The 23,502-nt window shown below is 67.2% G+C and carries 22 protein-coding genes and 1 tRNA gene; 11 read left to right on the forward strand and 12 right to left on the reverse strand.

The genetic code is table 11. From position 1 onward, the window contains the following. Window positions 1-14: 14 nt before the first annotated feature. Window positions 15-1,475, reverse strand: coding sequence for a diaminopimelate decarboxylase (gene lysA, locus AB8K43_RS08905; protein WP_370893959.1), 1,461 nt, complete (start codon window positions 1,473-1,475; stop codon window positions 15-17). A gap of 21 nt (window positions 1,476-1,496) precedes the next feature. Further along, entirely contained in the window at window positions 1,497-3,140 is a 1,644-nt protein-coding gene (argS, locus tag AB8K43_RS08910; protein WP_370893527.1) for an arginine--tRNA ligase, read from the reverse strand. Between the two features lie 108 nt (window positions 3,141-3,248). Between argS and AB8K43_RS08915 the strand changes: the two genes are divergently transcribed. The 3 genes from AB8K43_RS08915 (at window position 3,249) to AB8K43_RS08925 (ending at window position 4,907) form a co-directional block, all read left to right on the forward strand. Next, window positions 3,249-3,321, forward strand: a tRNA-Arg gene (locus tag AB8K43_RS08915). Between the two features lie 643 nt (window positions 3,322-3,964). Next, window positions 3,965-4,576, forward strand: a complete 612-nt coding sequence (locus AB8K43_RS08920; protein WP_370893529.1) for a hypothetical protein — start codon at window positions 3,965-3,967, stop codon at window positions 4,574-4,576. Window positions 4,577-4,604: 28 nt separating this feature from the next. Further along, a complete protein-coding gene (locus tag AB8K43_RS08925) occupies window positions 4,605-4,907 on the forward strand; it encodes a hypothetical protein (RefSeq protein WP_370893531.1) in 303 nt (100 codons plus the stop codon). Between the two features lie 33 nt (window positions 4,908-4,940). Here the strand turns inward: AB8K43_RS08925 and AB8K43_RS08930 are convergent, their stop codons facing one another. After that, window positions 4,941-5,975: a hemolysin family protein gene (locus tag AB8K43_RS08930; protein ID WP_370893533.1), complete on the reverse strand. Its 1,035-nt coding sequence runs from the start codon at window positions 5,973-5,975 to the stop codon at window positions 4,941-4,943. Next, window positions 5,972-7,306, reverse strand: coding sequence for a hemolysin family protein (locus AB8K43_RS08935; protein ID WP_370893535.1), 1,335 nt, complete (start codon window positions 7,304-7,306; stop codon window positions 5,972-5,974). The genes AB8K43_RS08930 and AB8K43_RS08935 overlap by 4 nt, the downstream gene beginning before the upstream one ends. 171 nt (window positions 7,307-7,477) lie before the next feature. Between AB8K43_RS08935 and AB8K43_RS08940 the strand changes: the two genes are divergently transcribed. The 5 genes from AB8K43_RS08940 to AB8K43_RS08960 all read left to right on the forward strand — a co-directional run bounded on the left by AB8K43_RS08940 (window position 7,478) and on the right by AB8K43_RS08960 (window position 14,149). Beyond that, entirely contained in the window at window positions 7,478-8,404 is a 927-nt protein-coding gene (locus AB8K43_RS08940; protein WP_370893536.1) for an ABC transporter ATP-binding protein, read from the forward strand. Then, a complete protein-coding gene (locus AB8K43_RS08945; protein ID WP_370893538.1) occupies window positions 8,401-9,198 on the forward strand; it encodes an ABC transporter permease in 798 nt (265 codons plus the stop codon). The genes AB8K43_RS08940 and AB8K43_RS08945 overlap by 4 nt, the downstream gene beginning before the upstream one ends. Window positions 9,199-9,426: 228 nt before the next feature. Further along, window positions 9,427-13,239 carry a multifunctional oxoglutarate decarboxylase/oxoglutarate dehydrogenase thiamine pyrophosphate-binding subunit/dihydrolipoyllysine-residue succinyltransferase subunit gene (locus AB8K43_RS08950; RefSeq protein WP_370893961.1) on the forward strand — a complete coding sequence of 1,271 codons (3,813 nt, stop codon included), beginning with the start codon at window positions 9,427-9,429 and terminating at the stop codon, window positions 13,237-13,239. 3 nt (window positions 13,240-13,242) lie between these two features. Beyond that, entirely contained in the window at window positions 13,243-13,428 is a 186-nt protein-coding gene (locus AB8K43_RS08955) for a DUF6104 family protein (RefSeq protein WP_370893540.1), read from the forward strand. A 52-nt stretch (window positions 13,429-13,480) separates the two neighbouring features. Continuing rightward, window positions 13,481-14,149 (forward strand): GDSL-type esterase/lipase family protein, encoded by a 669-nt coding sequence (locus tag AB8K43_RS08960; RefSeq protein WP_370893542.1) that lies wholly within the window; start codon window positions 13,481-13,483, stop codon window positions 14,147-14,149. Window positions 14,150-14,158: 9 nt separating this feature from the next. On the opposite strand, the gene AB8K43_RS08965 is transcribed toward AB8K43_RS08960, so the two are convergent. From AB8K43_RS08965 to AB8K43_RS08975, 3 genes are all read right to left on the reverse strand, one after another. Then, window positions 14,159-15,439 (reverse strand): sulfate adenylyltransferase subunit 1, encoded by a 1,281-nt coding sequence (locus tag AB8K43_RS08965; RefSeq protein ID WP_370893544.1) that lies wholly within the window; start codon window positions 15,437-15,439, stop codon window positions 14,159-14,161. Beyond that, window positions 15,440-16,378, reverse strand: coding sequence for a sulfate adenylyltransferase subunit CysD (gene cysD / locus AB8K43_RS08970; protein WP_370893546.1), 939 nt, complete (start codon window positions 16,376-16,378; stop codon window positions 15,440-15,442). A 79-nt stretch (window positions 16,379-16,457) separates the two neighbouring features. After that, window positions 16,458-17,612, reverse strand: coding sequence for an NADP-dependent malic enzyme (locus tag AB8K43_RS08975; RefSeq protein WP_370893963.1), 1,155 nt, complete (start codon window positions 17,610-17,612; stop codon window positions 16,458-16,460). 157 nt (window positions 17,613-17,769) lie between these two features. On the opposite strand from AB8K43_RS08975, the gene AB8K43_RS08980 reads away from it, so the two are divergent. The 3 genes from AB8K43_RS08980 to AB8K43_RS08990 all read left to right on the forward strand — a co-directional run bounded on the left by AB8K43_RS08980 (window position 17,770) and on the right by AB8K43_RS08990 (window position 18,767). Then, window positions 17,770-18,165, forward strand: coding sequence for a S24/S26 family peptidase (locus AB8K43_RS08980; protein ID WP_370893548.1), 396 nt, complete (start codon window positions 17,770-17,772; stop codon window positions 18,163-18,165). Window positions 18,166-18,218: 53 nt separating this feature from the next. After that, window positions 18,219-18,623 (forward strand): superoxide dismutase, Ni, encoded by a 405-nt coding sequence (gene sodN, locus AB8K43_RS08985; RefSeq protein WP_370893550.1) that lies wholly within the window; start codon window positions 18,219-18,221, stop codon window positions 18,621-18,623. Window positions 18,624-18,692: 69 nt separating this feature from the next. Continuing rightward, window positions 18,693-18,767, forward strand: coding sequence for a 50S ribosomal protein bL37 (locus tag AB8K43_RS08990; RefSeq protein ID WP_370893965.1), 75 nt, complete (start codon window positions 18,693-18,695; stop codon window positions 18,765-18,767). An 83-nt stretch (window positions 18,768-18,850) separates the two neighbouring features. Here AB8K43_RS08990 and galE read toward each other — a convergent pair whose 3' ends face one another. The 5 genes from galE to AB8K43_RS09015 all read right to left on the reverse strand — a co-directional run bounded on the left by galE (window position 18,851) and on the right by AB8K43_RS09015 (window position 23,389). Then, entirely contained in the window at window positions 18,851-19,870 is a 1,020-nt protein-coding gene (galE, locus tag AB8K43_RS08995) for a UDP-glucose 4-epimerase GalE (RefSeq protein WP_370893552.1), read from the reverse strand. A 25-nt stretch (window positions 19,871-19,895) separates the two neighbouring features. Beyond that, complete coding sequence (gene rsrA / locus AB8K43_RS09000; protein ID WP_370893554.1) at window positions 19,896-20,210, reverse strand: mycothiol system anti-sigma-R factor; 315 nt, start codon at window positions 20,208-20,210, stop codon at window positions 19,896-19,898. After that, the gene (locus tag AB8K43_RS09005; protein WP_370893556.1) at window positions 20,207-20,851 is read right to left on the reverse strand and encodes a sigma-70 family RNA polymerase sigma factor; all 645 of its coding nucleotides are present in this window, start codon (window positions 20,849-20,851) and stop codon (window positions 20,207-20,209) included. Before AB8K43_RS09005 ends, rsrA begins: the two co-directional genes overlap by 4 nt. A gap of 124 nt (window positions 20,852-20,975) precedes the next feature. After that, complete coding sequence (locus tag AB8K43_RS09010; protein WP_370893558.1) at window positions 20,976-22,259, reverse strand: fatty acid desaturase; 1,284 nt, start codon at window positions 22,257-22,259, stop codon at window positions 20,976-20,978. Next, the gene (locus AB8K43_RS09015) at window positions 22,256-23,389 is read right to left on the reverse strand and encodes a ferredoxin reductase (RefSeq protein WP_370893560.1); all 1,134 of its coding nucleotides are present in this window, start codon (window positions 23,387-23,389) and stop codon (window positions 22,256-22,258) included. Before AB8K43_RS09015 ends, AB8K43_RS09010 begins: the two co-directional genes overlap by 4 nt. Window positions 23,390-23,502 lie beyond the last annotated feature (113 nt).

A 23,502-nucleotide genomic window follows, 5' to 3' on the forward strand; every position in this document is an offset into this window, starting at 1 on the left:
TTACCTCTTCTTCGTTACTGCTCGGCGGAGTCGAGATCATCGACGTCGAGAGCCAGGATGTCGTCTATCGTCTCGCGCCGGACAATGACCCGCGCACGCCCGTCGCGCACGGCGACCACCGGTGGGCGCGGCGTGTGGTTGTACTGGCTGGCGAGGCTGCGGCAGTAGGCACCGGTACCGGGGACGGCGATGAGGTCCCCCGGCGAGACGTCGGCGGGCAAGTACTCGTCCATCACGACGATGTCACCGCTCTCGCAATGCCGCCCGACGACCCGCACGAGGCGGGGCGCGGCGTGCGAGGTGCGGCTCGCGAGGGTGCAGGAGTAGTCGGCCCCGTAGAGCGCGGTGCGCACGTTATCGCTCATCCCGCCATCAACCGAGACGTAGGTGCGGACGTTGCCATGCCCCACTTCAACCGACTTGACGGTGCCCACTTCGTAGAGGGTGAAGGTGGACGGACCGACGATCGCGCGCCCCGGCTCGATGCTGATCCGCGGCACCGTGACCCCCTTCGCCGCGAGCGGAGCAAACTCGCGCTCGATCAGCGCGGCCATCGCGGCGCCGAGGTCGGCAGGGGTCATCGGGGTGTGCTCGGAGGTGTAGGCGATGCCATAGCCGCCGCCGAGGTCGAGTTCGGGCAGGTGCAGTCCGTACGCCTCGGCGACCTGCGCGTGGAGCCCGATCAGGCGGCGGGCCGCGATCTCGAAGCCGGCGATGTCGAAGATCTGGCTCCCGATGTGGCTGTGCAGGCCAAGGAGGTTCAGCGCCGATCCGTGGGCGAGGATGCGGTCGATCGCCCCGCGGGCCTGGCCGGTCTGGAGGCTGAAGCCAAACTTCTGGTCCTCGTGCGCGGTGGCGATGAACTCATGAGTGTGCGCCTCGACACCGACGGTCACGCGGACCATCACCGGGGCGACGACGCCGAGCTCCCGAGCGATCGCGGCCACCCGTTCGATCTCGTCGAGAGAATCGACGACGATCCGGCCCACCCCGTACTCGAGAGCCTGGCGGATCTCGGCGACGCTCTTGTTGTTGCCGTGCAGGGCGATTCGTTCCGCCGGGAAGCCCACGCGCTTCGCCACGGCGAGCTCGCCGCCGCTGCACGTGTCGAGCCCGAGGCCCTCGTCCATGACCCAGCGAGCGACGGCCGAGCAGAGGAAGGCCTTGCCGGCGTAAAAGACCTCCGCACCCCCGAGCCGCTCGAAGGGGGCGGTGAAGTCGTCGGCGAAGGCCCGCGCTCGCGCCCGGAAATCCGCTTCGTCGACGACATAGGCAGCCGTGCCGAACTCACGGGCGAGGTGGCTCACCGGCAGACCCGCGACGGTGAGCTCGCCCCCTTCGGCGAGGTCCTGCCGACCGACCGACCTCGGCCACAGTTGCGGCAGCAACTCCATGACATCGCTCGGGTAGGGCAACCAGCCGGGGGCCGCCCCATATCCGTCGGCGTGGAGCGTGCCCGCCTCGTGGGCGCGCATATTGGTGGCCATGTCGCGTCCTTACATGCGCTCCGGCGCGCTGACGCCGAGCAGGTCGAGTCCGTTCGCGAGGACCTGACGGGTCGCGTCGTTGAGCCACAACCGGGTGCGGTGCAGGTCGGTCACCTCTTCATCGCGAAGGGGGCGCACGCGGCAGGTGTCGTACCACTTGTGGAAGCGGCCGGCGAGGTCCTCGAGATAGCGGGCGATCCGGTGCGGCTCACGCAGCGCGGCGGCCTGCGCCACGACGCGGGGGTAGTCGCCGAGGATGGCGAGCAATGCCGCTTCGGTGGGGTGAGCGAGCAGGCCCGGGTCGAAGCCGTCCTCGCGGCGTACGCCGTCTTCGGCGGCGAGCCGGGCCACGTTGGCCGTGCGCGCGTGGGCGTACTGGACGTAGAAGACCGGGTTGTCGTTGGACTGCTTGCGCAGCTCTTCACCGTCCAGCGAGAGCGGGCTGTCGGCGGGATAGCGCGCGAGGGTGTAGCGCACCGCGTCGCTGCCGATCCACTCGATCAGGTCGTTGAGCTCAATGATGTTGCCGGCGCGCTTGGAGAGCTTGGCACCGCCGACGGAGACGAGTTGCCCGATCCGGACCTCGATGTTGACCTCGGGGTCGTCGCCCGCACAGGCCGCGATCGCCTTCAACCGGGCGATATAGCCGTGGTGGTCGGCGCCGAGCAGGTAGATCTTCTCGGTGAAGCCGCGGTCCTTCTTCGACAGGTAGTAGGCGGCATCGGCCGCGAAGTAGGTCGGCTCGCCGTTCGCGCGGATGAGCACGCGGTCCTTGTCGTCCCCGAAATCGGTCGTGCGCAGCCAGACGGCGCCGTCCCGGTCGTCGATGTGCCCCTGTTCGCGCAACCGCTCGACGGCCTGCTCGACCGCACCCCCGTCATGCAGGGTGGCCTCGGAAAACCAGACGTCGAAGTGGACCCCGAAGCGCTCGAGGGTGTTCTGAATCTCCTTCAGCTGGGCGGCATAGGCGAGGTCGCGAACGACACGCAGCTGATCGCCTTCGGGCAGATCGAGCAGGTCCGGGCGCTCCGCCTGCACCTGCGCGGCCAACTCCTGGATATAGGCGCCGGGGTATCCCCCTTCCGGCGTGGGCTCCCCCTTCACCGCGGCCAGGACGGACGCGGCGAAGACGTCCATCTGCGTCCCCGCGTCGTTGATGTAGTACTCGGCCGTGACGTCGGCGCCGGCCGCGGCGAGGCAGCGGCGCATCGAGTCGCCGAGCGCAGCCCACCGGGTGTGGCCAATGTGAAGGGGGCCCGTCGGGTTCGCCGAGATGAACTCGAGGTTGATCGTGTGCCCGGCCTCGGAGGTCCCGCGGCCGTACTCCTCGCCGGCGTCCACGATCGTGCGAGCCAGTTCACCGGCACTCGCGGCGTCGAGCGTAATGTTGATGAACCCGGGCCCGGCGACCTCGGCGGCAGCGACCCCCTCGGTCGCGGCCAGCCGCCCGGCGACCAAGACCGCGAGATCGCGCGGGCGCATCCCGGCGGGCTTGGCGAGTTGCATCGCGATATTGGAGGTCCAGTCGCCGTGGCCCTGCTGCTTGGGTCGCTCGACGCGGATCTCTGCGGGGATGGGCGCGTCGAATTCGCCAGCGGTGGTGGCGTCGGTCAGCGCAGCGCGGATCGCGTCGGAAAGTTCTTCGGGGGTCACGGGAGGCCAGTCTAGGTGCGCTCGCGAGAAGCGCCGTGCGCCGTTCGATTCTTAGGACGCGAACGCGCGGTGCTAACCTGCACCGGCGCCCTTCGACAAGGGCGCAATGCCTCCGTAGCTCAGGGGATAGAGCACTGGTTTCCGGTACCAGGGGCCGCAGGTTCGAATCCTGCCGGGGGCACTCGACAAAATTCGCGATCTCGCGAGCGAGTCCCCTTCGTCGCGGGAAACTCCGGACATCTCCTGAACTTCCACGAGAATCCCGGAACTTCCCGAGACGCCCACCAAGGAACCGCGCCCGGTGCCCGTCACCGCGCCCGACGCCCCCTTCCCCGCCCCAAGGCCTTTACCGCGCCCGAAGCGAGCGAGTCCCCTTCGTCGCGGGAAACTCCGGACATCTCCTGACCTTCCACGAGAATCCCGGAACTTCCCGAGACGCCCACCCAGGATCCGCGCCCGGTGCCCGTCACCGCGCCCGACGCCCCCTTCCCCGCCCCAAGGCCTTTACCGCGCCCGAAGCGAGCGAGTCCCCTTCGTCGCGGGAAACTCCGGACATCTCCTGAACTTCCACGAGAATCCCGGAACTTCCCGAGACGCCCACCAAGGATCCGCGCCCGGTGCCCGTCACCGCGCCCGACGCCCCCTTCCCCGCCCCAAGGCCTTTACCGCGCCCGAAGCGGGCGGGTGCCTATTCGTCGCGGGAAACTCCGGACATCTCCTGAACTTCCACGAGAATCCTGGAACTTCCCGAGACGCTTGGATGAGAAGGGGGTTCTCCTCCCCTTCTCATCTTCGTCTCATCTGGGACCGCCACGGTGGTCACCATGCGACGTCTTGCCCTGACCCTGACCGTGCCCTTTGCGATCGTGCTCACCGCGTGCGGCTCCTCAAGCGAACCCGCCGAGACCGTGACCGTCACCTCCCCGGCGGCGACCCCAACCTCCGGGAGCACCGAGCCCTCGCCGACCAGCGAAGACTCCCCCGACTCGACCAGCACCGACGACGCAAGCCCCCCGGCCACCTCTTCGCCCACGCAAGGCTGTCAGCGCGAGGGCGGCAATATCACCGTGCCCGATGGGGCGACCTGTCGCCTCACCGATGAGGACATCGCCGGCAATATCACCGTCGGTCAGGGAGCCACCTTGACCGCGAAGGACATCGACGTCGATGGCAATGTCGTCGGGCGCGGGCACGCGGCGGTCACCATCACCGATAGCGACATCGACGGGAACGTCCAGTTGAAGGGCGGGAAGAAGGCGACCATCCGGGACACCGACATCGACGGCACCCTCCAGGCCGACAACGCCCGAGGCGCCCAGGTCTTCCGCGATAACGACATCGACGGCAACCTCACCTGCACCGGCAACAAGCCGGCTCCGACCGGCGGCAACAACGATGTCGACGGTTCCAAGCGCGGCCAGTGCGCCCGCCTCTAAGGCCCGCGCGGTAGGTCATGATGGGGCGGTGACCCCGCCCGATCGGCCGCCCGAATCTCCCGACACGATGCGTGCCCGGATCAATCACTGGGCGCTCGGCACCGTGATGGCGATCGGCGCGGTCGTGCTGCTCCTCAAACCGGGCGGCATCATCACCAAGGCGATCGCCCTGGTCCTCGCCGGAGGGGCCGTCGCGGTCTTTGCCCGCCGAAACCGCACCGATTCCACCGTGATCGTCGTCGTCCTGATCGCGATCGCGGCCTTCTTCGCGATCGCCCTGCTGACGGGCAACACCCACTGGGTGACCGATCGCTACCCCTCGAACCGCTGACGGCCGAAGGGGGACCCGCGCTGGCCCCCGCACTCAGCGCTGGGTGGAGTCGCTCACCTCTCCGACGAGTTCTTCGATGACGTCTTCGAGGAAGACCACGCCGATCACGAGGCCCTGATCATCGATCACTCGCGCCACGTGGGCCCCGGTCTGCTGCATCGTGGCGAGGACCTCTTCGACCTCGTCGTCGCGTCGGACGGTCGCGAGGCGCCGGATCCTCTTCGTGGGCACCGGCTCATCGCGCTCGTCCTCATCGGCGTAAAGCACGTCCTTGAGGTGCAGGTATCCGCGCAGTTCATCCGAGCCGTCGCGCACCGGGTAGCGGGAGAAGCCGTGCTTGGCGACGAGGCGCTCGATCTCGGCGGGGGTCGCCCCTTCGCCGACCGTCACCAACTCCCCGAGCGGGATCCCGACATCACCGGCGTTCTTGTCCGAAAACTCCAGCGCGGCACCGATCCGCCCGTATTGGTCGGTTTCGAAGAGCCCTTCCCGGTGGGACTCCTCCACGATGTGCTGGACCTCTTCGACGGTGAACGCGGAGGCCAACTCATCCTTCGGGTCGATCCCCATCCCTCGCACGAAGGCCTTAGAGACCCAATCCATCACCGCGATGATCGGGCGCGCCGCCTTGGAAATGAAGACGAGCGGCGGCACGAGGACGAGTGCGGCCCGCTCGGGACTCGAGATCGAGATGTTCTTTGGGACCATCTCGCCCACGACGACGTGGAGGTAGACGACGATCAGGATCGCGACCACGAGAGAGACGACATCAACGAGCGCATCGGGCACACCGATGGTCGCCGCGACCGGAGCGAGTGCGTGATGAAGGGCGGCCTCCGAAATCGCACCGAGCAGGACCGAGCAGATCGTGATCCCGAGCTGGCAGGTGGCGAGCAGGATGCCCGTGTGCGTCAGCGCCTCAACCGAGATCTGCGCGCGCCGGTTCCCTTCGGCCGCGAGAGGTTCCAACTGAGAGCGGCGCGAGGCCATCGCAGCGAACTCGGCGCCCACGAAGAAGGCATTGCCAAGGAGCAGCCCGATCGTGATCAGGATGACCGTGAGGCTCATGCGTTGCCCCCTTCATCCGCTTCACCATCGGGCTCGGCGATCGGGATGAAACGCAGGCGGTCCACGCGCAGGCCATCCATATCGACCACCCGGATCCGCCAGTGGTCCAGATCCACCTCATCGCCGACGGCCGGGACGCGGCCGAGGCGCGCCATCACGAAGCCCGCGACGGTTTCATAGGCCGGGCCCTCGGGCACCTGCGCGCCGAACGTGTGCTCCACCTCATCGGGACGCCACAGACCCGGTACGGTCCACGACCCGTCGGAGAGGCGACGCCCGGTGGTCTCGCCCCGATCGTGCTCATCGCTGACATCCCCGACGATCTCTTCGACAAGATCCTCCAAGGTCACCACGCCCGAGGTCCCGCCGTACTCATCGACGACGATCGCGAGCTGCAGGCCCGAGTCGCGCAATTGGATCAGAAGGGGGTCAAGGCGCAGCGTCTCCGGCACGAGCACCGGATCGGTCATGAGCGCGGACACCGGGACATCGGCGCGCCGGTCGTGGGGCACGGCGATCGCCTTCTTCACGTGGACGATCCCGTCGACGTCGTCCCAGTCCTCGCTGATTACGGGGAAGCGCGAGTGTCCGGTGGCGCGGGCCAGACGCACCAGGTCCTCGGCGCTCTCGGTGCGCTCAATCGGCGTCGAGCGCGACCGCGGAGTCATCACATCGGCGGCCGTCTGCTCGCCGAAACCGAGCGAGCGCTGGACGAGCCGAGCGGTCCCGACATCGAGCGTGCCAGCCTCGACTGAGCTGCGGACCAGCGAGGCGAGCTCCTGTGGGCTGCGCGCGACGGACAACTCCTCTTGCGGCTCGACGCCGAAACGATGCAGCACCCAGTTCGCTGAGCCGTTCAGGATCACGATGAGCGGCTTGAAGAGGACGCCGATGACGCGCATCGGCGTGGAGACGACCTTCGCGGTTCCGAGCGGCTCGGAGACGGCAATCGTCTTCGGGACGAGTTCGCCGAGGATCATCGAAAAGACCGTGGCGATCACCATCGCGAGGACGCTCGCGAGATTCCCGGCGGCGCGTGGACCGAGCCCGAGGGACTCCAGCCCGGGCTGGATCAGCGCGCCGATCGACGGGTTCGCGATGAAACCGAGGATCAAGGTCGTGAGCGTGATCCCGATCTGACAGGCCGAGAGCAGGGTCGAGAGCCGCCGAAGGGAGCCAAGCACCGGCTTGGCGCGGCCGTCCCCGGCGTCGACGGCCCGCTGGACGGTCGGCCGATCCAGCGCGACTAGGGAGAACTCGGCGGCCACGAAGAGGGCGGTGCCCAGGGTGAGGACGACACCGAGGGCGAGAAGTAACCAGGCTGTGGTCATGGTGTGACAGAGTTTAGGGGCGCGATGCGGGCTCGGTCTCCCCCGACCGACTGATCGCCTGCTCCGCCCCCTTCCTCGATCTCCTCCTCGCGTCGGATGACGGCGCCGTGCGGGGGTGCGCAGGATGGGACCTATGACGATCACGACCACCGACCGCGAAGGGATCTCGCGATGAGCGACTCCGGCGCACGCATCGAAGTGCGCAATCTGACCAAGAAATTTGGGGGCTTCACGGCCGTCGACGACCTCAGCTTTGTCGTCGAGCCGGGCCGGATCACCGGCTTCCTCGGCCCGAACGGCGCGGGGAAGACGACCACCTTGCGGATGCTGCTCGACCTGATCAGCGCGACCTCGGGGACTGCGACCATCGACGGGCAGGACTACCGCGATATCGCCGACCCCACCGGGACCGTCGGTGCCGCACTAGAGGCGACAAACTTCCACCCCGGCCGTAGCGGTCGCGACCACCTGCGGGTGATCGCCGCCGCAGCAGGCATCCCGGACTCGCGCGTCGATGAACTCCTCGAGCTCACCGGGATCCCCGCCGCTGCGCGGAAGCGCGCCGGGCAGTATTCGATGGGTATGCGCCAGCGCCTCGCCTTGGCCGCCGCACTGCTCGGCGACCCGCGCGTTCTGATCTTGGACGAGCCGGCCAATGGCCTTGACCCCGAAGGGATTCGCTGGCTCAGAGGGTTCCTGCGTCATCTCGCCGAACAGGGCAAGACCATCCTCGTCTCGAGCCATCTCTTGCAGGAGATCGAGCACACCGTCGACGACGTCGTGATCATCGCCAATGGCCGGCTGGTGAGCTCCGGAACCGTCGCCGAGCTCCGCGGCACCCCGAAAGCCATCGTGCGGACCTCGGATAACGACGCGCTGATTGGCGCCCTGCAGGTCGCCGCCGTCTCGTCCGCGGAGCAAGCCGACGGCACGCTGCTCGTCGAAACCGACGACCTGCGCCTGATCGGCGACGTCGCGCTGCGTGCGGGCCTGCCGATCTGGCAGCTCGAGTCCCGGCAGGCCGATCTTGAGAGCCTCTTCTTCGCACTCACCGAGGGCACGAACCGCAACCTGGGCCTCGAAGGGAGTGCCGCATGATCCCCGCCGTGACATCGGAACTGCGCAAGTTCTTCACCACTCGCCTGTGGTGGGGAATGGCCATCGCGATCTTCCTCGCGGCCGCCCTCTTCTCCTTCCTCTTCGCGATCGTCTACACCTTGGATTCGACCGGTGACCCGCAAATGGGTGCCATGTACGGCGACGCAACGAGAGTGGCGAACTCGGTCTACTCCGCGGGCCTCAGCATCGGATACTCGCTCCTGCTCACCATCGGAGTGATGCAGATCGGGTCGGAGTACCGGCACAAGACGATCACCAGCACGTTCCTGTCGACCCCACGCCGCGGTAAGGCCATGCTCGCTAAGGTCGTCGCGCTGATGGTGATCGGCGTCATCTACGGTGTGATCAGCCTCGCCGGGTCGGTATCGGTGGGCGCGATCACCCTGGTGGCGCGAGGTCAAGAGGCCTTCCCGAGCCCCGAGATCGCCCGGACCCTCGCCCTTAGCCTGCTGGTGTTGGGCCTCTGGGCGCTCATCGGTCTCGGACTCGGCATCCTGATCCCGAACCAGGTCGCCGCTTTGATCATCGGGATGGGCGTGGTGTGGATCATCGAGCCGCTCGCCAGTTTCGCCCTCGGGTTCTGGGAGTTCGGCCGCGAGTACATCGCCCCGTACCTGCCGGGCCAGGCAACCAACTCGATCGTTCAGGGTGTGACAACTGCTCCAGACCAGGTCCAGCTTCAGTGGTGGGTCGCGGCCCTGACGCTTGCCGGCTGGGCGGCCCTGCTGAGCGGGATCGGCATCCTTCGCGCCACGCGTCAGGACGTCTCCTAACGAGCGCGGTGCGGCCCCGGCCCCCGACGGGATCACCCCGTGGGGCCGGGGCCGTTTGCTGCCCGCAACCCCCCGCTCACCATCTCGGGAGGGACGGGCCGTCCCGACCGAAAGCGAGTCAGGCTAGGCTGGCCCGGTGTGTTTCGTAACACTGACGAAACACGATTCGAACGCAAAGTCGAAAGAGGCGTATGCCCCGTGCCTGACCAGCCCGCCGGCTCCAACCCCATGACGGACTTCGGTCCCAACGAGTGGCTTGTGGACGAGCTGTACGAGCAGTACCAAGAGGACAAGAACAACGTCGACCCGGCGTGGTGGGAGTTCTTCGAGTCCTACTCCCCCGAGGGCGCTGGGGAGGGCGCGTCGGGCGCCAACGACTCGCCCAAGGCTCCCGCGTCGGGACAGGCCGCCGCGCAGCCGAAGAAGGCCGAACCGGCGAAGGCCGAGCCCAAGAAGGCCGAGTCGGCGAAGTCCGCGAGCACGCCCGAGCCGAAGAAGCCGCAGACCGAAAAGCCCAAGGCCGAGGAGAAGACCGAGGCCAAGCGCCAGGCTCCCGCGCCGGCCCCGAAGAAGGAGCCTGCAGCCAAGGCGTCCGCCAAGGACGAGAAGAAGGGCGAGGCCTCGAGCGAGGGCTCGGAGAAGGACAAGGCCGAGGACACCCTCACCCCCCTTCGCGGCGCCGCCGCCCGGGTCGTCGCCAACATGGAGTCCTCGCTGGAGGTCCCGACCGCTACGTCGGTGCGCGCGATCCCCGCCAAGCTGCTGATCGACAACCGGATCGTGATCAACAACCACCTGCGGCGCGCCCGCGGTGGCAAGGTCTCCTTCACTCACATCATCGGCTACGCGCTCGTGAAGGCCCTGCGCTCGATGCCCGAGATGAATGTCGGCTTCACGACCAATGACAAGGGCAAGCCGGTCCTCGTCGACCCGGCCCACGTCAACCTGGGGATCGCGATCGACCTCGTCAAGGACGACGGCTCGCGCCAGCTCGTCGTGCCGTCGGTCAAGGCGGCCGAGGAAATGGAGTTCACCGACTTCTGGGCGGCCTATGAGGTCATCGTGAAGAAGGCGCGCACCAACAAGCTGGAGGTCGCCGACTTCCAGGGCACCACGATGAGCCTGACGAACCCCGGTGGGATCGGGACGGTGCACTCCATCCCGCGCCTGATGAAGGGGCAGGGCGCCATCATCGGCGTCGGCGCGCTCGAATACCCGGCCGAGTGGCAGGGCGCGAGCAACGAGATCCTGAACCGCAACGCGGTCTCGAAGATCCTCACCCTGACGAGCACCTACGACCACCGGATCATCCAGGGCGCCCAGTCCGGGGAGTTCCTCCGCGTCGTCCACCAGCTGTTGCTCGGGGCCGAGGGCTTCTACGACGAGATCTTCGCGAGCCTGCGGATCCCCTACGAGCCGGTGCGCTGGGTCCAGGACATCTCCGCGACCCACGACGACGACATCAACAAGGTCGCCCGCGTCCAGGAGTTGATCCACGCCTACCGTGTGCGTGGCCACCTGATGGCCGACATCGACCCGCTCGAGTACAAGCAGCGGCGCCACGCCGACCTGGACATCACCCGCCACGGCCTTACCCTGTGGGACCTCGACCGCCACTTCGCGACCGGCGGCTTCGGCGGCGAGGCCTTCTTGAAGTTGCGCCAGATCCTCGGGATCCTGCGCGACTCCTACTGCCGCACGGTCGGCATCGAATACATGCACATCCAAGACCCCGAGCAGCGGGCCTGGATGCAAGAGCGGGTCGAGGTCGGCTACGCCAAGCCCTCGCCGGATGAGCAGTTGCGAATCCTGCGCCGCCTCAACGCCGCCGAGGCCTTCGAGACCTTCTTGCAGACCAAGTTCGTCGGGCAGAAGCGCTTCTCCCTCGAAGGGGGCGAGTCGGCGATCGCGATCCTCGACCGCATCCTGAGCCGCGCCGCGCACGACGAGATGGACGAGGTCTGCATCGGCATGCCTCACCGTGGGCGGCTCAACGTGCTCGCGAACATCGCGGGGAAGTCCTACGGGCAGATCTTCCGCGAGTTCGAAGGGGAGCTCGATCCCCGCTCGGTGCAGGGGTCCGGTGACGTCAAGTACCACCTCGGGACCGAGGGCACCTTCACCGGCGAAGACGGCGCGCAGACCAAGGTCTACCTCGCCGCGAACCCGAGCCACCTCGAGGCCGTCAACCCGGTCCTGGAAGGCATCACCCGCGCCAAGCAGGATCGCTTGAACCACGCCGGCGAGGACTTTCCGGTCCTGCCGATCCTGATCCACGGCGACGCGGCCTTCGCGGGCCAGGGCGTCGTGGCCGAGACCCTGCAGCAGAGCCAGTTGCGCGGGTACCGCACCGGCGGGACCGTCCACCTCATCATCAACAACCAGGTCGGCTTCACGACCGCACCGTCGAGTTCGCGCTCGTCGGTGTACTCGACCGATGTCGCCCGGATGATCCAGGCGCCGATCTTCCACGTCAATGGCGATGACCCCGAGGCGTGCGTGCGCGTTGCGGAGTTGGCCTACGAGTTCCGCCAGGCCTTCCACAAGGACGTCGTCATCGACATGGTCTGCTACCGGCGCCGTGGCCACAACGAGGGTGATGACCCCTCGATGACCCAGCCGCTCATGTACAAGCTGATCGAGGGCAAGCGCAGCGTCCGCAAGCTCTACACCGAGTCCCTCATCGGACGCGGTGACATCAGTTCCGACGAGGCGAGCGCCGCCCTTCGCGACTACCAGTCCCAGCTGGAGCGGGTCTTCGTCGAGACGAAGGAGGCCCTGAAGGAGTCCGCTCACGACGACTCGCAGGCCCGCGGCGTCCAAGGCCTAGAGCTCCCCGGCTCGCAGACGGCCGACCAGACCGACAAGTCGGCCGAAGACACGGCGATCAGCGAGAGCATGCTGCACCACATCGCCGACGCGTTCACCAACCCACCCGAGGGCTTCACGATCCACCCGAAGCTCAAGCAGGCGATGGAAAAGCGCACCGAAAGCCTCTACAAGGGCGGGATCGACTGGGCGACCGGCGAACTCGTCGCCTTCGGATCGCTGCTCATGGATGGCACTCCGGTCCGCCTCGCCGGTCAGGACAGCCGCCGCGGCACCTTCGTGCAGCGCCACGCCGTCCTGATCGACAAGAACAGCGCCGAAGAGTGGACCCCGCTGCTCTACCTCGGGCAGGGGCAGGCCCGCTTCTGGGTGTACGACTCGCTCCTGTCGGAGTACGCCGCCATGGGCTTCGAGTACGGCTACTCCGTCGAGCGCCCCGACGCGCTCGTCCTGTGGGAAGCGCAGTTCGGTGACTTCTGGAACGGCGCTGCCACCATCGTCGACGAGTTCATCTCGTCGTCGGAGCAGAAGTGGGGCCAGAACTCCTCGGTCGTCTTGCTCCTCCCCCACGGGTACGAGGGTCAGGGTCCGGACCACAGCTCGGCCCGCATCGAGCGTTTCCTCTCGGGCTGCGCGCAGGACAACATGACCGTCGCCTTCCCGTCGACGCCGGCCAGCTACTTCCACCTGCTGCGTCGCCAGGCCTATGCCCGTCCGCGTCGCCCGCTCATCGTCTTCACCCCGAAGTCGATGCTGCGCCTGAAGGCGGCCGCGAGCGCGCCGGAGGACTTCACCGAGGGCACCTTCCGCCCGGTCCTGCCGGACCGCAACGGCCCGAAGGACGACGTCACCCGCGTGCTCATCGCCTCCGGCAAGGTGGTCTACGACCTCGAAGCGGAGCGCAAGAAGCGCGGCGACGAGCAGACGGCGATCTTGCGCCTGGAGCGCTACTACCCGGTCGCCGGTGCCGAACTCGCGGCCGAGCTGAAGCACTACCCGGGCGCGGAGATCGTCATCGTCCAGGAGGAGCCGTCCAATATGGGTGCCTGGCCCTTCCTCGCGATGAACCTGCCTGCGGCGTTGGCCGAAGCGGGCGAGACCCGCCCCCTTCACGTCGTCGCTCGCCCCGCGAGCGCCGCCCCATCGGCGGGGACGTCAAAGAAGCACCAGGCGGAGCAGGCGGCGCTGATGGCGGCGGCCTTCGACCGGTAAGCGATGTATTTCACCGACCGCGGGATCGAGGAGTTGGCGAGCCGGCGCGGCGACGAAGAGGTCACCTTGGAGTGGCTCTCCGAGCAGTTGCGCACCTTTGTCGATGTCCACCCGGAGTTCGAAACACCGATCGAACGGCTCGCGTCCTGGTTGGCGCGGCTCGACGATGATGAGCTCGACGACGAGTAGCGTGGGCGAAGACGAACCCACGTCACCCGAGGGAGCAGGAGGGTCACCACCCGTGAGCGGTGCGCCGACGATTGACGCAGCCGGCAACGAGTTCACCCCGAGCGCATCGTTCGCGGTGGACCGCACCGGCGAGCGCACGATCTCCCTGGTGTACATCGGGGACTCGATCGTCGCGGGCGTCGGCGATCCTCGGGCCCAGGGGTGGGTCGGCCGCGTGGCCGGACGGACCTCATCGTCGGAGGCGAGCATCCAGCACTACAACCTCGGCGTCGCTGGGGAGACCTCCGGTGAGGTCGCCGAGCGCTGGCAGGTCGAGGCTCCTCTGCGCTGGAAGGGGGCGAGCGAGCGACGACTCGTCGTCTCGGTCGGCCGCAACGACATCGTGGTCGGTCTCTCTCTCGCCCGCCACCGGCTCAACCTCGCGAACATCCTCGACGAGGCCTCCAGCCAGGGCGTGTCGACCTTCGTCGTCGGCCCGGCCCCGTCGGGCGATCCCGAGATCGACCCCATCCTCGCGGGCTTCTCCGAGGCGCAACGCGATGTGTGCGCGCGTCGCGGGGTCCCCTTCGTCGATTGCTTCACGCCGCTTGCAGGACATGAGCAATGGGAGGCCGATGTCGCAGCGAGCAGCGACGGGTCGCACCCCGGGCAGGCGGGCTACGGCCTCATCGCCTGGCTCGTCCTGCACCACGGCTGGTCGGAGTGGCTTCAGCTCGGGTGACGGCGAGCTCTAGATGTCGTAGAGCTCCTGGTCGGTGATCGTCGCTCCCAGCCAGGCCATCCCCGCGCCGACGGTCGCGCCGCTCCCTTCATCGATCAGGATGAACGACCCAGTGGTCCGATTGTCGGTGTAGCGGTCCACGACCAGCGGATGCGTGGTCTTCAAGCGCACGATTCCGACATCGTTTAGGCCCAGGGAGTTTGCGGCGACATCGCGCGAGAGGGTGTTGACGTCGAGCCGGTGATCGATATCGGTCACCATGGCGCGCGCGACCCGCGTCGTGTGCTTGATCGCGAGTTTGGTGCGAGCGCGAAGGGGCTGCTCGGCCATCCAGCAAATGGTCGCGGTGAGCTCCTTGACGGGGTCGGGCGCAGCGTCGATCCGGGTGATGGTGTCCCCGCGAGAGACGTCAACATCGTCGACGAGCCGGATCGTCACGGACTGGCCCTCGATCGCTTCGCCGAGGCTCTGGTCAAACAGGTCGATCGCCGCGACGCGCGAGCGCACCCCTGAGGGCAACGCCACGACCTCGTCACCCACCCGGAAGACTCCTCCAGCGACCCGGCCGGCGTAGCCGCGGTAGTCGTGGAAGCCCTCCGACTTCGGCCGGATGACGTACTGCACGGGGAATCGCGCCGGGGCGTCCTCGTCATGCGCAGCCACCTCGACGGTCTCCAGGTGTTCGAGCAGCGCGGGTCCGGTGTACCAGGACATCCGTTCGGAGCGCTCGACGACGTTGTCGCCGGGGAGGGCTGCGATCGGGATGGCGACCGGATCGGTGATGTGCAGATCGGCGCTAAAGCGCATGAAGTCGTCTTGGATCTGCTCGAAGACCTCCTGCGAGTAGTCCACCAGGTCCATCTTGTTGACCGCGAGGACGACCCGTGGGACGCGCAGCATCGAGAGCAGCACGGCGTGCCGACGGGACTGCTCAGCGAGTCCATGGCGGGCGTCGACGAGCACCAGACCGAGGTCGGCGGTCGAGGCGCCGGTCACCATATTGCGCGTGTACTGCACGTGACCGGGGGTGTCGGCGATGATGAAGCTGCGTCGCGGGGTCGCGAAATAGCGGTAGGCGACATCGATCGTGATCCCCTGCTCACGCTCGCTGCGCAGGCCATCGGTGAGCAGTGCGAGGTCGGTGTAGTCGTAGCCCTTCGATACCGAGGTGCGCTCCACGGCTTCGAGTTGGTCGGCGAAGATCGCCTTGGAGTCGAGCAGCAGTCGGCCGATAAGGGTCGACTTGCCATCATCGACCGATCCGGCGGTCGCGAGACGTAGCAAGTCCATTTAGAAGTAGCCCTCCTTCTTACGGTCCTCCATGGCGGCCTCGGAGAAGCGGTCATCGCCTCGGGTCGCCCCGCGCTCGGTCAGGGTCGCGGCAGCAATCTCCTCGATCACCTCTTCGGCCGTGCTCGCCTCGGACTCGACGCACCCGGTGAGGGTGAGGTCTCCGACGGTGCGAAAACGCACGGTCCGCTCGCTCACCTCTTCTCCGGCCCGAAGGGGGTTGTGTGGAGACTCCGAGAGGAGCATCCCGTTCCGCTCGAAGACGCGGCGACGGTGGGCGTAGTAGATGGAGGGAATCTCGATCCCCTCGCGGGCGAGATAGTGCCAGATGTTGAGCTCGGTCCAATTGGACAGCGGGAAGATCCGCAAGTGTTCGCCGGGGTGGATCCGTCCGTTGTAGAGCGACCACAACTCCGGCCGCTGGTTCTTGGGATCCCACTGGCCGAAGTCGTCGCGGTGCGAGTAGACCCGCTCCTTGGCGCGCGCCTTCTCCTCATCGCGGCGGCCCCCGCCAAAGGCTGCGGTCCAGCCGTTTTCTTCGATCGCGTGGAGCAGCGTCCCGATCTGGAGGCGGTTACGGCTGGTGTGGCCGTCGTCGGTCACGATCCCGTCGGCGATCGCCTGCTCCACCGAGGCGATGTGAAGGTTCAGGCCCAAGCTCTCGACATAGTGATCCCGGGTCGCGAGGACCTCGGGGAAGTCATAGCCGGTATCGACCTGCAAGACGGGGAAGGGGATTCGCGCCGGGTAGAACGCCTTGGCCGCGAGGCGCAGCATGACGATCGAGTCCTTGCCGCCCGAAAACATCAGCACCGGACGCTCGAGCTCGGCGGCGACCTCACGGAAGATGTGGATCGACTCGGCCTCGAGGGCGTCGAGGTGACTGAGGGAAGGGCGCGCCGGGGCAGGGCGCGTCCGGGAATCGACCAGAGCGGTCATCGAGCATCCTTAGGGGACGGCGAAGCGAACCCCCGAAGCATAACTGATCGTTATGCTTTCCATAAATGAAGGGGTGGCTCTAGATCGCGTGGGCCTGCACCGCAGCGGCAACCGCCTCGGCCACGCCGGGCTGGAAGACCGGCGGCACGATCAGATCGGCACGCGGCTCCTCCACCAGGTCGGCGATCGCCCAGGCGGCGGCGAGCTTCATCTCTTCACTGATCTGGACGCCGCCGGCATCGAGCGCCCCGCGGAAGATTCCCGGGAAGGCCAGCACGTTGTTGATCTGGTTCGGGAAGTCGCTCCGGCCGGTCGCGACCACCGAGGCGTACTTGTGCGCAATCTGCGGGTGCACCTCGGGGTTGGGGTTCGCGAGGGCAAAGATCACGGGGCCGGGAGCCATCGCGGCGATTTGCTCCTCGGGGACCGTCCCGCCGGAGACTCCGACGTAGACATCGGCTCCGACGAGCGCGTCGCCGAGCGTGCCGGTGAGGCCATTGGGGTTGGTCGTCTCGGCGAGACGCTGCTTGTGCGCGACGAGGTCGGCCCGGTGCATCCCGATGACGCCGCGTGAGTCACAGACCACGATGTCCTGGACCCCGGCGAGTTGCAGCAACTGAGTCACGGCAACCCCGGCGGCACCTGCCCCGCCGACGACGACCTTCAGCGAAGCCATCTGGCGATCGATCACCCGGCAGGCGTTGATCAGCCCGGCGAGGGCGACGATCGCGGTGCCGTGCTGGTCATCGTGGAAGACGGGGATCTCGAGCCGCTCGCGGAGCCGGCGCTCGATATCGAAGCAGCGCGGCGCCGAGATGTCCTCGAGATTGATCCCGCCATAGGACGGAGCGAGTCGGGCGATCGTCTCGACGAGTTCGTCGATGGTGCCCGACTCCAGGCACACCGGGATCGCATCGACACCGGCGAAGTGCTTGAAGAGGACCGCCTTGCCCTCCATGACCGGCATCGCGGCGAGCGGGCCGATATCGCCGAGCCCAAGGACCGCGGTGCCGTCGGTGATCACGGCGACGGTGTTATGCCGGGCGGTGAAGCGCCGCGACAGGCTTGGGTCCTCCGCGATCGCGAGGCACACATCGGCGACCCCCGGGGTGTACAGCAAGGACAGGTCGGCCGCGTCGTTAAGTGGCTTGGTCGCCTGTACCTCGACCTTGCCCCCTTCGTGAGCCACGAACGCCGGAGCGCTCAGGTCGAAGGTGGTCTCGGACTTGGGCACAAACACTGAACTTCGAACCTCACGTTTGAGTTGCGTTGGGACGACACCGGCGTCCAAGCGCGGGGACGATCAACGGGACGACGCAAACCGGGTGGGGCGTGAAGCGTCTGCAGCGGACGGCGGTGGGCCGGGGATCATCTTCCCATACCCTTCCTTCGTGAACCGACCGGACCCGCGAGCGCTCTTCGGCTCGATCACGCGCCTTCGGGTGGTGCGGGTGCGCGGCCGCTCGATGGAGCCCACCCTGCGCGATGGTGACCTCATGCTCGCGCTCTGGGGCGCTCCCGTACGGCGCGGCGATCTCGTGGTCGTCGACCTTCCGCCCGATGCCGACGGCGTGCGGCGCCCCTTGGCCCTGAAACGCCATGGCGGACCTGACCCCGCGCGCCCGGACGATCCGACCTGGATCTGGCTGGAGCGAGACAATCCGCGCGAAGGGGTCGACTCCTGGCAGGTGGGCCCCCTTCCCCGAACATCCGTGCAGGCCAGGGCCTTATTGCGACTGCCTCGCATCAGGTTGAGAGGGGTTCTCTTGCGCCGATTTCGGGGTTAGTTTTTGTGGCAGTACGCCCCATCAGCACCACAAAAAAAGGAAGGCACGCCAACATGCGTCTTCGCGACATGTTCCGCCCCATCGAGGTCAGCGCTCACTGCGACCTCCCCTGTGGCGTCTATGACCCCGCCCAGGCCCGGATCGAAGCCGAGTCGGTCCGCGCGATCATTGCCAAGGCCCTGGATTCCGACGATGCGGACTTCCGCACCCGCGCGATCTTGATCAAGGAGCAGCGCAGCCAGCTCGTCAAGGAGCACCTCTGGGTGCTGTGGACGGACTACTTCAAGCCGCCGCACTTCGAGAAGTACCCGGAGCTGCACACCCTGATCAACGAGGCCACCAAGCTCGCCGGCGCGAGCGGCACCAAGGGCACCCTCGACCTGGACAAGGCCGACGAGCTGCTCGCCAAGATCGACGAGGTCGCTCGCATCTTCGCCGAGACGAAGCAGGCCTCTTAAGCCTCATGTGAGATGATCGACGTCGGTCTTTATCACCTGACTGACCCGATCGACGACGAGGAGCCTCATATGAGCAAGCGCGCCCGCAAGCGTCGCAGCCGCAAGAGCAAGGCCGCGAACCACGGCCGCAAGCCCAACGCCTGATCACCGGCAAGCGGTCCACGACAAGAGCCGAAGCACCCCTTGAAGGGGGCTTCGGCTCTTGTCATGTGCGGCGCCGGAAGGGGCTAACCCGGGTAGCCCTGCGGGTTGGCTGATTGCCAGCGCCAGGTATCGGCGCACATCTGCTCGATCGTGCGCTCGGCGCGCCAGCCCAGTTCGGTCTCGGCTCGCGTCGCATCGGCGTAGGTGACCGCGAGGTCCTCTGGCCGACGCGCGACGATCTCGTACGGCACCGGGCGCCCGCTGGCGTCGGCAAAGGCCTCCACCACCTGCAGGACCGAGGTCCCCTCTCCGGTCCCGAGATTCCACGCGCGCACCGCGACCTCAGGGTGCTCCCCGAGGTACTCCAGGGCCCGTACGTGCCCGTCGGCGAGGTCCATCACGTGGATGTAGTCGCGCACCGCGGTGCCGTCCGGGGTCGGGTAGTCGCCGCCGAAGACCGACAGCCGCTCGCGCCGACCGACCGCCACCTGAGCGATGAAGGGCATGAGGTTGTTGGGGATCCCCTGCGGGTCCTCGCCGATCGTCCCGGACTCATGGGCCCCCACCGGATTGAAGTAGCGCAGCAGCGCCACCTGCAGGCCCGGGGTTGCCGCGGCGATGTCGGTCAGGATCTGCTCCTGCATGACCTTGGTCCACCCATAGGGATTGGTGGCCGAGGTCGGAAGGTCTTCGGTGAAGGGGGCCGTCGCGGACTCCCCGTAGACCGTCGCCGACGAACTAAAGACCAGGCGGTGGACGCCATGGCGCGCCATCGCCCGCACCAAGGCGAAGGTGGAGCCGAGGTTGTTGTCGTAGTAGTCCAACGGACGCTCGCTCGACTCCCCCACGGCCTTCAGCCCCGCGAAGTGGATGACGGCATCGATCGCCTCGTCGGCGAAGAGACGCTCGGTCTTGTCGGCATCGCGCAGGTCGAAGGCGTGGAGGGGAATGGACGCCCCGGTGAGCGCCTCCAGGCGAGCGAGCACCGTCGGCTTGGCGTTACTGAAGTTGTCGACGATCACGACCTCGTGACCCGAGGCGATCAACGCAACGACCGTGTGGGATCCGATATACCCGGCACCACCGGAGACAAGGACTCGCATGGTCCCCAACCCTAGGGCGCGGCGCTCAGTCCTCGATGCGGTACTGCGTTTGCTCGCGGTAGACGACCTGGTCGCCGTCGGACGAAACGGTCCGTACCGACGTGAACGACGACAGGATCGTCGCCCGCAACCGATCGGGGGCGGTCTCCTGGTTGCAGGACCTCTTGATCAGAGCCTTCATCGCGAGGTCAAGATCGTGCTGGGCCAGACAGGGCCCGCAATTGGCGAGGTGAAGGGCGACGCGCGCCGTCTCATCGGGGGTCATCTCCCCGTCGAGATATTCAAAGATCCGGTGCAGGGTCTCGGAGCAGTCGGCGGTCTCGGCGTGGTCGTGGCTCATGCCTTCTCCCCCTTCTCCGTGGTCATCCCTCGCTCGGCCGCGTACTCCGTCAGCGCCTCGCGCAGCAACCGGCGTCCGCGGTGCAGGCGAGACATCACGGTGCCGATCGGGGTGCCCATGATCTCGGCGATCTCCTTGTAGGCAAAACCCTCGACATCGGCGAGATAGACCGCCATCCGGAAGTCCTCGGGCAGCGCCTGCAGCGCCCGCTTGACCTCGGTGTCCGGCATCCGATCGAGCGCCTCAACCTCGGCCGAGCGCAACCCCTTCGAGGTGTGCGATTCCGCGCGGTGGAGCTGGTAGTCCTCCACCTCGGCGCTGTCGGCCTGCTTCGGCTCACGCTGCTTCTTGCGGTAGCTATTGATGTAGCTGTTGGTGAGGATCCGGTACATCCAGGCACGCAGGTTGGTGCCCGGCTTGTACTGGTGGAAGGCCGCGTACGCCTTGGCGAAGGTCTCTTGGACGAGATCCTCGGCGTCGGTTGGGTTGCGCGTGGTGCGCAGCGCGGCCGAGTACAGCTGGTCCAGCAGCGGCATCGCTTCGCGTTCGAAACGCGCGCGACGCTCCTCTTCGGTCTCGGCCGTGACGTCGACCGTGGCGTCGGCGGCGGCCTGCTCTTCGGCGGTTGGCGTATCAGTCATCGCGCTCCAGCCTAGCGGCGTGGCGGCGCGGTCGCCGGTGTGCAGCACGAGCACGGGCGCTCCTTAAACGGGTGCGGCAGTGGGTTCTCGCTGCACATAACACCCGAAAGGGTCGCCTTCATTCCTACGCCGAGCGGGGGCGGCGGTACCTCGTGGCGCGAGCGCGGGCCTTGAGGCCCTTGATCCCCTTGGTCAGCAGGATCTTCGCGGCCTGGGGCGGCGTGGTCTCGTTGGGGATCGAGAGGCGCACGATCTGCTTCCACGCCGAGAAGACCTGCTTCGGCAGCGGCCCGGAGACATACCGCAGCCCGTACCGCTCGCAGATCTCTTGGATCCGCGGCGCGATCTTCGCGTAGTGGTTGCTCGGCATGTCGGGGAAGAGGTGATGCTCGATCTGGAAGGAGAGGTTGCCGGTCATGATGTGCATCAGCTTGCTGCCGCTGATATTGCCGGACCCGATCATTTGGCGCAGGTACCACTCGCCGCGGGTCTCGCCCTCGATCGAATCGCGGGTGAAGGTCTCGACCCCTTCGGGGAAGTGGCCGCACATGATGACCGAGTGCGTCCAGTAGTTCCGCAGGATGTTCGCGGTGACATTCGCGCCGAGGGTGGCGAGGGCATTGGGGCCGGAGAGCAAGGGAAAGAGCACGTAGTCCTTCAGCGCCTGCTTCTTGATCTTGGCAACTACGGCGGCCGCGTCGGCCTGCCACGCGGGGTTCGTCTTGCGGGTCTTCCAGTTCTTGCCGAGCTCGAGGTCGTAGGCGGCGATGCCGTACTCGAAGAAGGTGGCATTGAGGAAGTTCAGCGCGGGCTGAGCGAGGTAGATCGGGTACCACTTCTGGGCCTCGTCGACCCGCATGATCCCGTAGCCGAGGTCGTTGTCCTTGCCGACGACGTTGGTATAGGTGTGGTGGATCTCGTTGTGGCTGTGCTTCCACTGCGCGGCCGGCGTCGCGGTATCCCACTCCCACGTCGAGGAGTGGATCTTGGGGTCTCGCATCCAGTCCCACTGGCCGTGGATGATGTTGTGCCCGACCTCCATGTTGTCCAAGACCTTCGCGGCAGCGAGGCCGATCGTGCCAAGGATCCAAGCGGGCGGGAATCCGCTGAAGAGGAGCACGCCACGGCTGCCGAGCTCGAGATACCGCTGGGTGGCGATGACCCGGCGGATGTAGCGGGCGTCCTGCTCACCAAGAGAGTCAAAGACCTCCTGGCGAAGGGCATCAAGTTCGCGCCCAAACTCTTCGATCTGCTCCGGGCTGAGGTGCCCGATCGGGTCCGGGTTGGCGTTGACGTGAGTGTGCACGGTCTCCGGAGTGCGGGAGTGCAATTCCAGCCGGGAGTTGATCTCGTGGTGGCGTGGGGCGCGCTCGAGGGTGTCCGTGGGGCGCTTGGCGGTGACGGTCATGCGAAGGAGTCCTTCCGCTCGATGGTGCAAGAGCCCGCGACGGCGTTGATGCAGGTCTGCACCATCACGGGCGGGTCATCGGGGGTGGTTTCGGTGAGCTTGCCGTTGCGCAGGTCGCGCACGGAGCCAGCGGTCATGGGCAGCACACACCCGAAGCAGATGCCCATCCGGCACCCGCTCGGCATGAGGACGCCCTCGTCTTCGGCGGCATCAAGGATCGTGGTTGCCCCATCGACATCGACGATGGCGACGCTCGTCCCCGCGCTCGTCGTCGACTCGATGGTGACGGTGCCCCCTTCGCCGGTCGCGATCACGCTGGGGCGGAAGCGTTCGACATGGAGCGCCTCACTCAGACCTGCGTGGTCGTAGTGATCGGCGAAGGCGTCGAGCATGCCGGTCGGGCCGCAGACCCAGGCGTGGCGCTCGCGCCAGTCGGGGACGACCTGCTCGAGGTCCGCGGGCGCGAGCATCCCCTCGGCGTCCGTCAGGCGGGTGATGACGCGCACCGTCGCGCCCGCTTGGGCGTCGGCAAGAGCGTCGAGGTCGGCGGCGAAGATCACGTCGGCGGCGGTCGGGGCGCTGTGCAGCACCACGATGTCGCATCCGTCGAAGCGATGGCTGCGGAGCATGCCCATCACCGGAGTGATGCCGGATCCGCCGGTCATGAAGAGCAGGCGCTCCGGCAGGGCGTCGGGCAAGACGAAATCCCCACAGGCCTGCTCCAGCCTCACGAGGGTGCCGGGCTGGGCCTGCCGGACCAGGTAGGTGCTCACCAGGCCGTCGTCGATCGCCTTGACGGTGATCGTGAGGAGGCCGTCGCCGCGCTCGCACCGCTCGGGCGCGGAGGTGAGCGAGTAAGCCCGCCAACGACGGACGCCGTCGATGTCGATCCCGAGCCGCAAGTACTGCCCCGGGCGGTGCCCGGACCAGTCGCGCCCCGGACGAATCGTGATCGTCGCCGCATCAGCGGTCTCGGGGGTGATCGCCACGATCCGTCCGCGCAGCTCGGCGCCGTGACGCAACGGGGCGAAGAGGTCCAGGTAATCGGCAGGGACGAAGGGGGTCGCGAGCCCTTCGGCCACGCGCGTCAAGAGTCGACCGACGCGAGGAGCAGGGGGAGCTAACGTCATGTCTTACATCCTCGCGTGCTAATCAGGCCCGTTTGCTGTCCTCGTTGAGTAGCATTACCCGTTAGTTCTTATCTTTTCCGAACAATCTTCCCGCCGAGGGCGACGAAGGGGTG

The organism is Janibacter sp. GXQ6167 (assembly GCF_041365945.1).
Classification (GTDB): Bacteria; Actinomycetota; Actinomycetes; order Actinomycetales; family Dermatophilaceae; genus JBGFSK01.

Excerpts from the sequence above, each read along its gene's own strand:
- cysD (WP_370893546.1), bottom strand. The coding sequence starts at position 16,378 with ATGACCGCTCTGGTCGATTCCCGGACGCGCCCTGCCCCGGCGCGCCCT.
- AB8K43_RS08965 (WP_370893544.1), bottom strand. The coding sequence starts at position 15,439 with ATGGACTTGCTACGTCTCGCGACCGCCGGATCGGTCGATGATGGCAAG.
- sodN (WP_370893550.1), top strand. The coding sequence starts at position 18,219 with ATGCGTCTTCGCGACATGTTCCGCCCCATCGAGGTCAGCGCTCACTGC.
- AB8K43_RS08945 (WP_370893538.1), top strand. The coding sequence starts at position 8,401 with ATGATCCCCGCCGTGACATCGGAACTGCGCAAGTTCTTCACCACTCGC.
- AB8K43_RS09015 (WP_370893560.1), bottom strand. The coding sequence starts at position 23,389 with ATGACGTTAGCTCCCCCTGCTCCTCGCGTCGGTCGACTCTTGACGCGC.
- AB8K43_RS09010 (WP_370893558.1), bottom strand. The coding sequence starts at position 22,259 with ATGACCGTCACCGCCAAGCGCCCCACGGACACCCTCGAGCGCGCCCCA.
- rsrA (WP_370893554.1), bottom strand. The coding sequence starts at position 20,210 with ATGAGCCACGACCACGCCGAGACCGCCGACTGCTCCGAGACCCTGCAC.
- AB8K43_RS08930 (WP_370893533.1), bottom strand. The coding sequence starts at position 5,975 with ATGAGCCTCACGGTCATCCTGATCACGATCGGGCTGCTCCTTGGCAAT.
- AB8K43_RS09005 (WP_370893556.1), bottom strand. The coding sequence starts at position 20,851 with ATGACTGATACGCCAACCGCCGAAGAGCAGGCCGCCGCCGACGCCACG.
- galE (WP_370893552.1), bottom strand. The coding sequence starts at position 19,870 with ATGCGAGTCCTTGTCTCCGGTGGTGCCGGGTATATCGGATCCCACACG.
- AB8K43_RS08955 (WP_370893540.1), top strand. The coding sequence starts at position 13,243 with ATGTATTTCACCGACCGCGGGATCGAGGAGTTGGCGAGCCGGCGCGGC.
- AB8K43_RS08950 (WP_370893961.1), top strand. The coding sequence starts at position 9,427 with ATGACGGACTTCGGTCCCAACGAGTGGCTTGTGGACGAGCTGTACGAG.
- AB8K43_RS08940 (WP_370893536.1), top strand. The coding sequence starts at position 7,478 with ATGAGCGACTCCGGCGCACGCATCGAAGTGCGCAATCTGACCAAGAAA.
- lysA (WP_370893959.1), bottom strand. The coding sequence starts at position 1,475 with ATGCGCGCCCACGAGGCGGGCACGCTCCACGCCGACGGATATGGGGCG.
- AB8K43_RS08935 (WP_370893535.1), bottom strand. The coding sequence starts at position 7,306 with ATGACCACAGCCTGGTTACTTCTCGCCCTCGGTGTCGTCCTCACCCTG.
- AB8K43_RS08920 (WP_370893529.1), top strand. The coding sequence starts at position 3,965 with ATGCGACGTCTTGCCCTGACCCTGACCGTGCCCTTTGCGATCGTGCTC.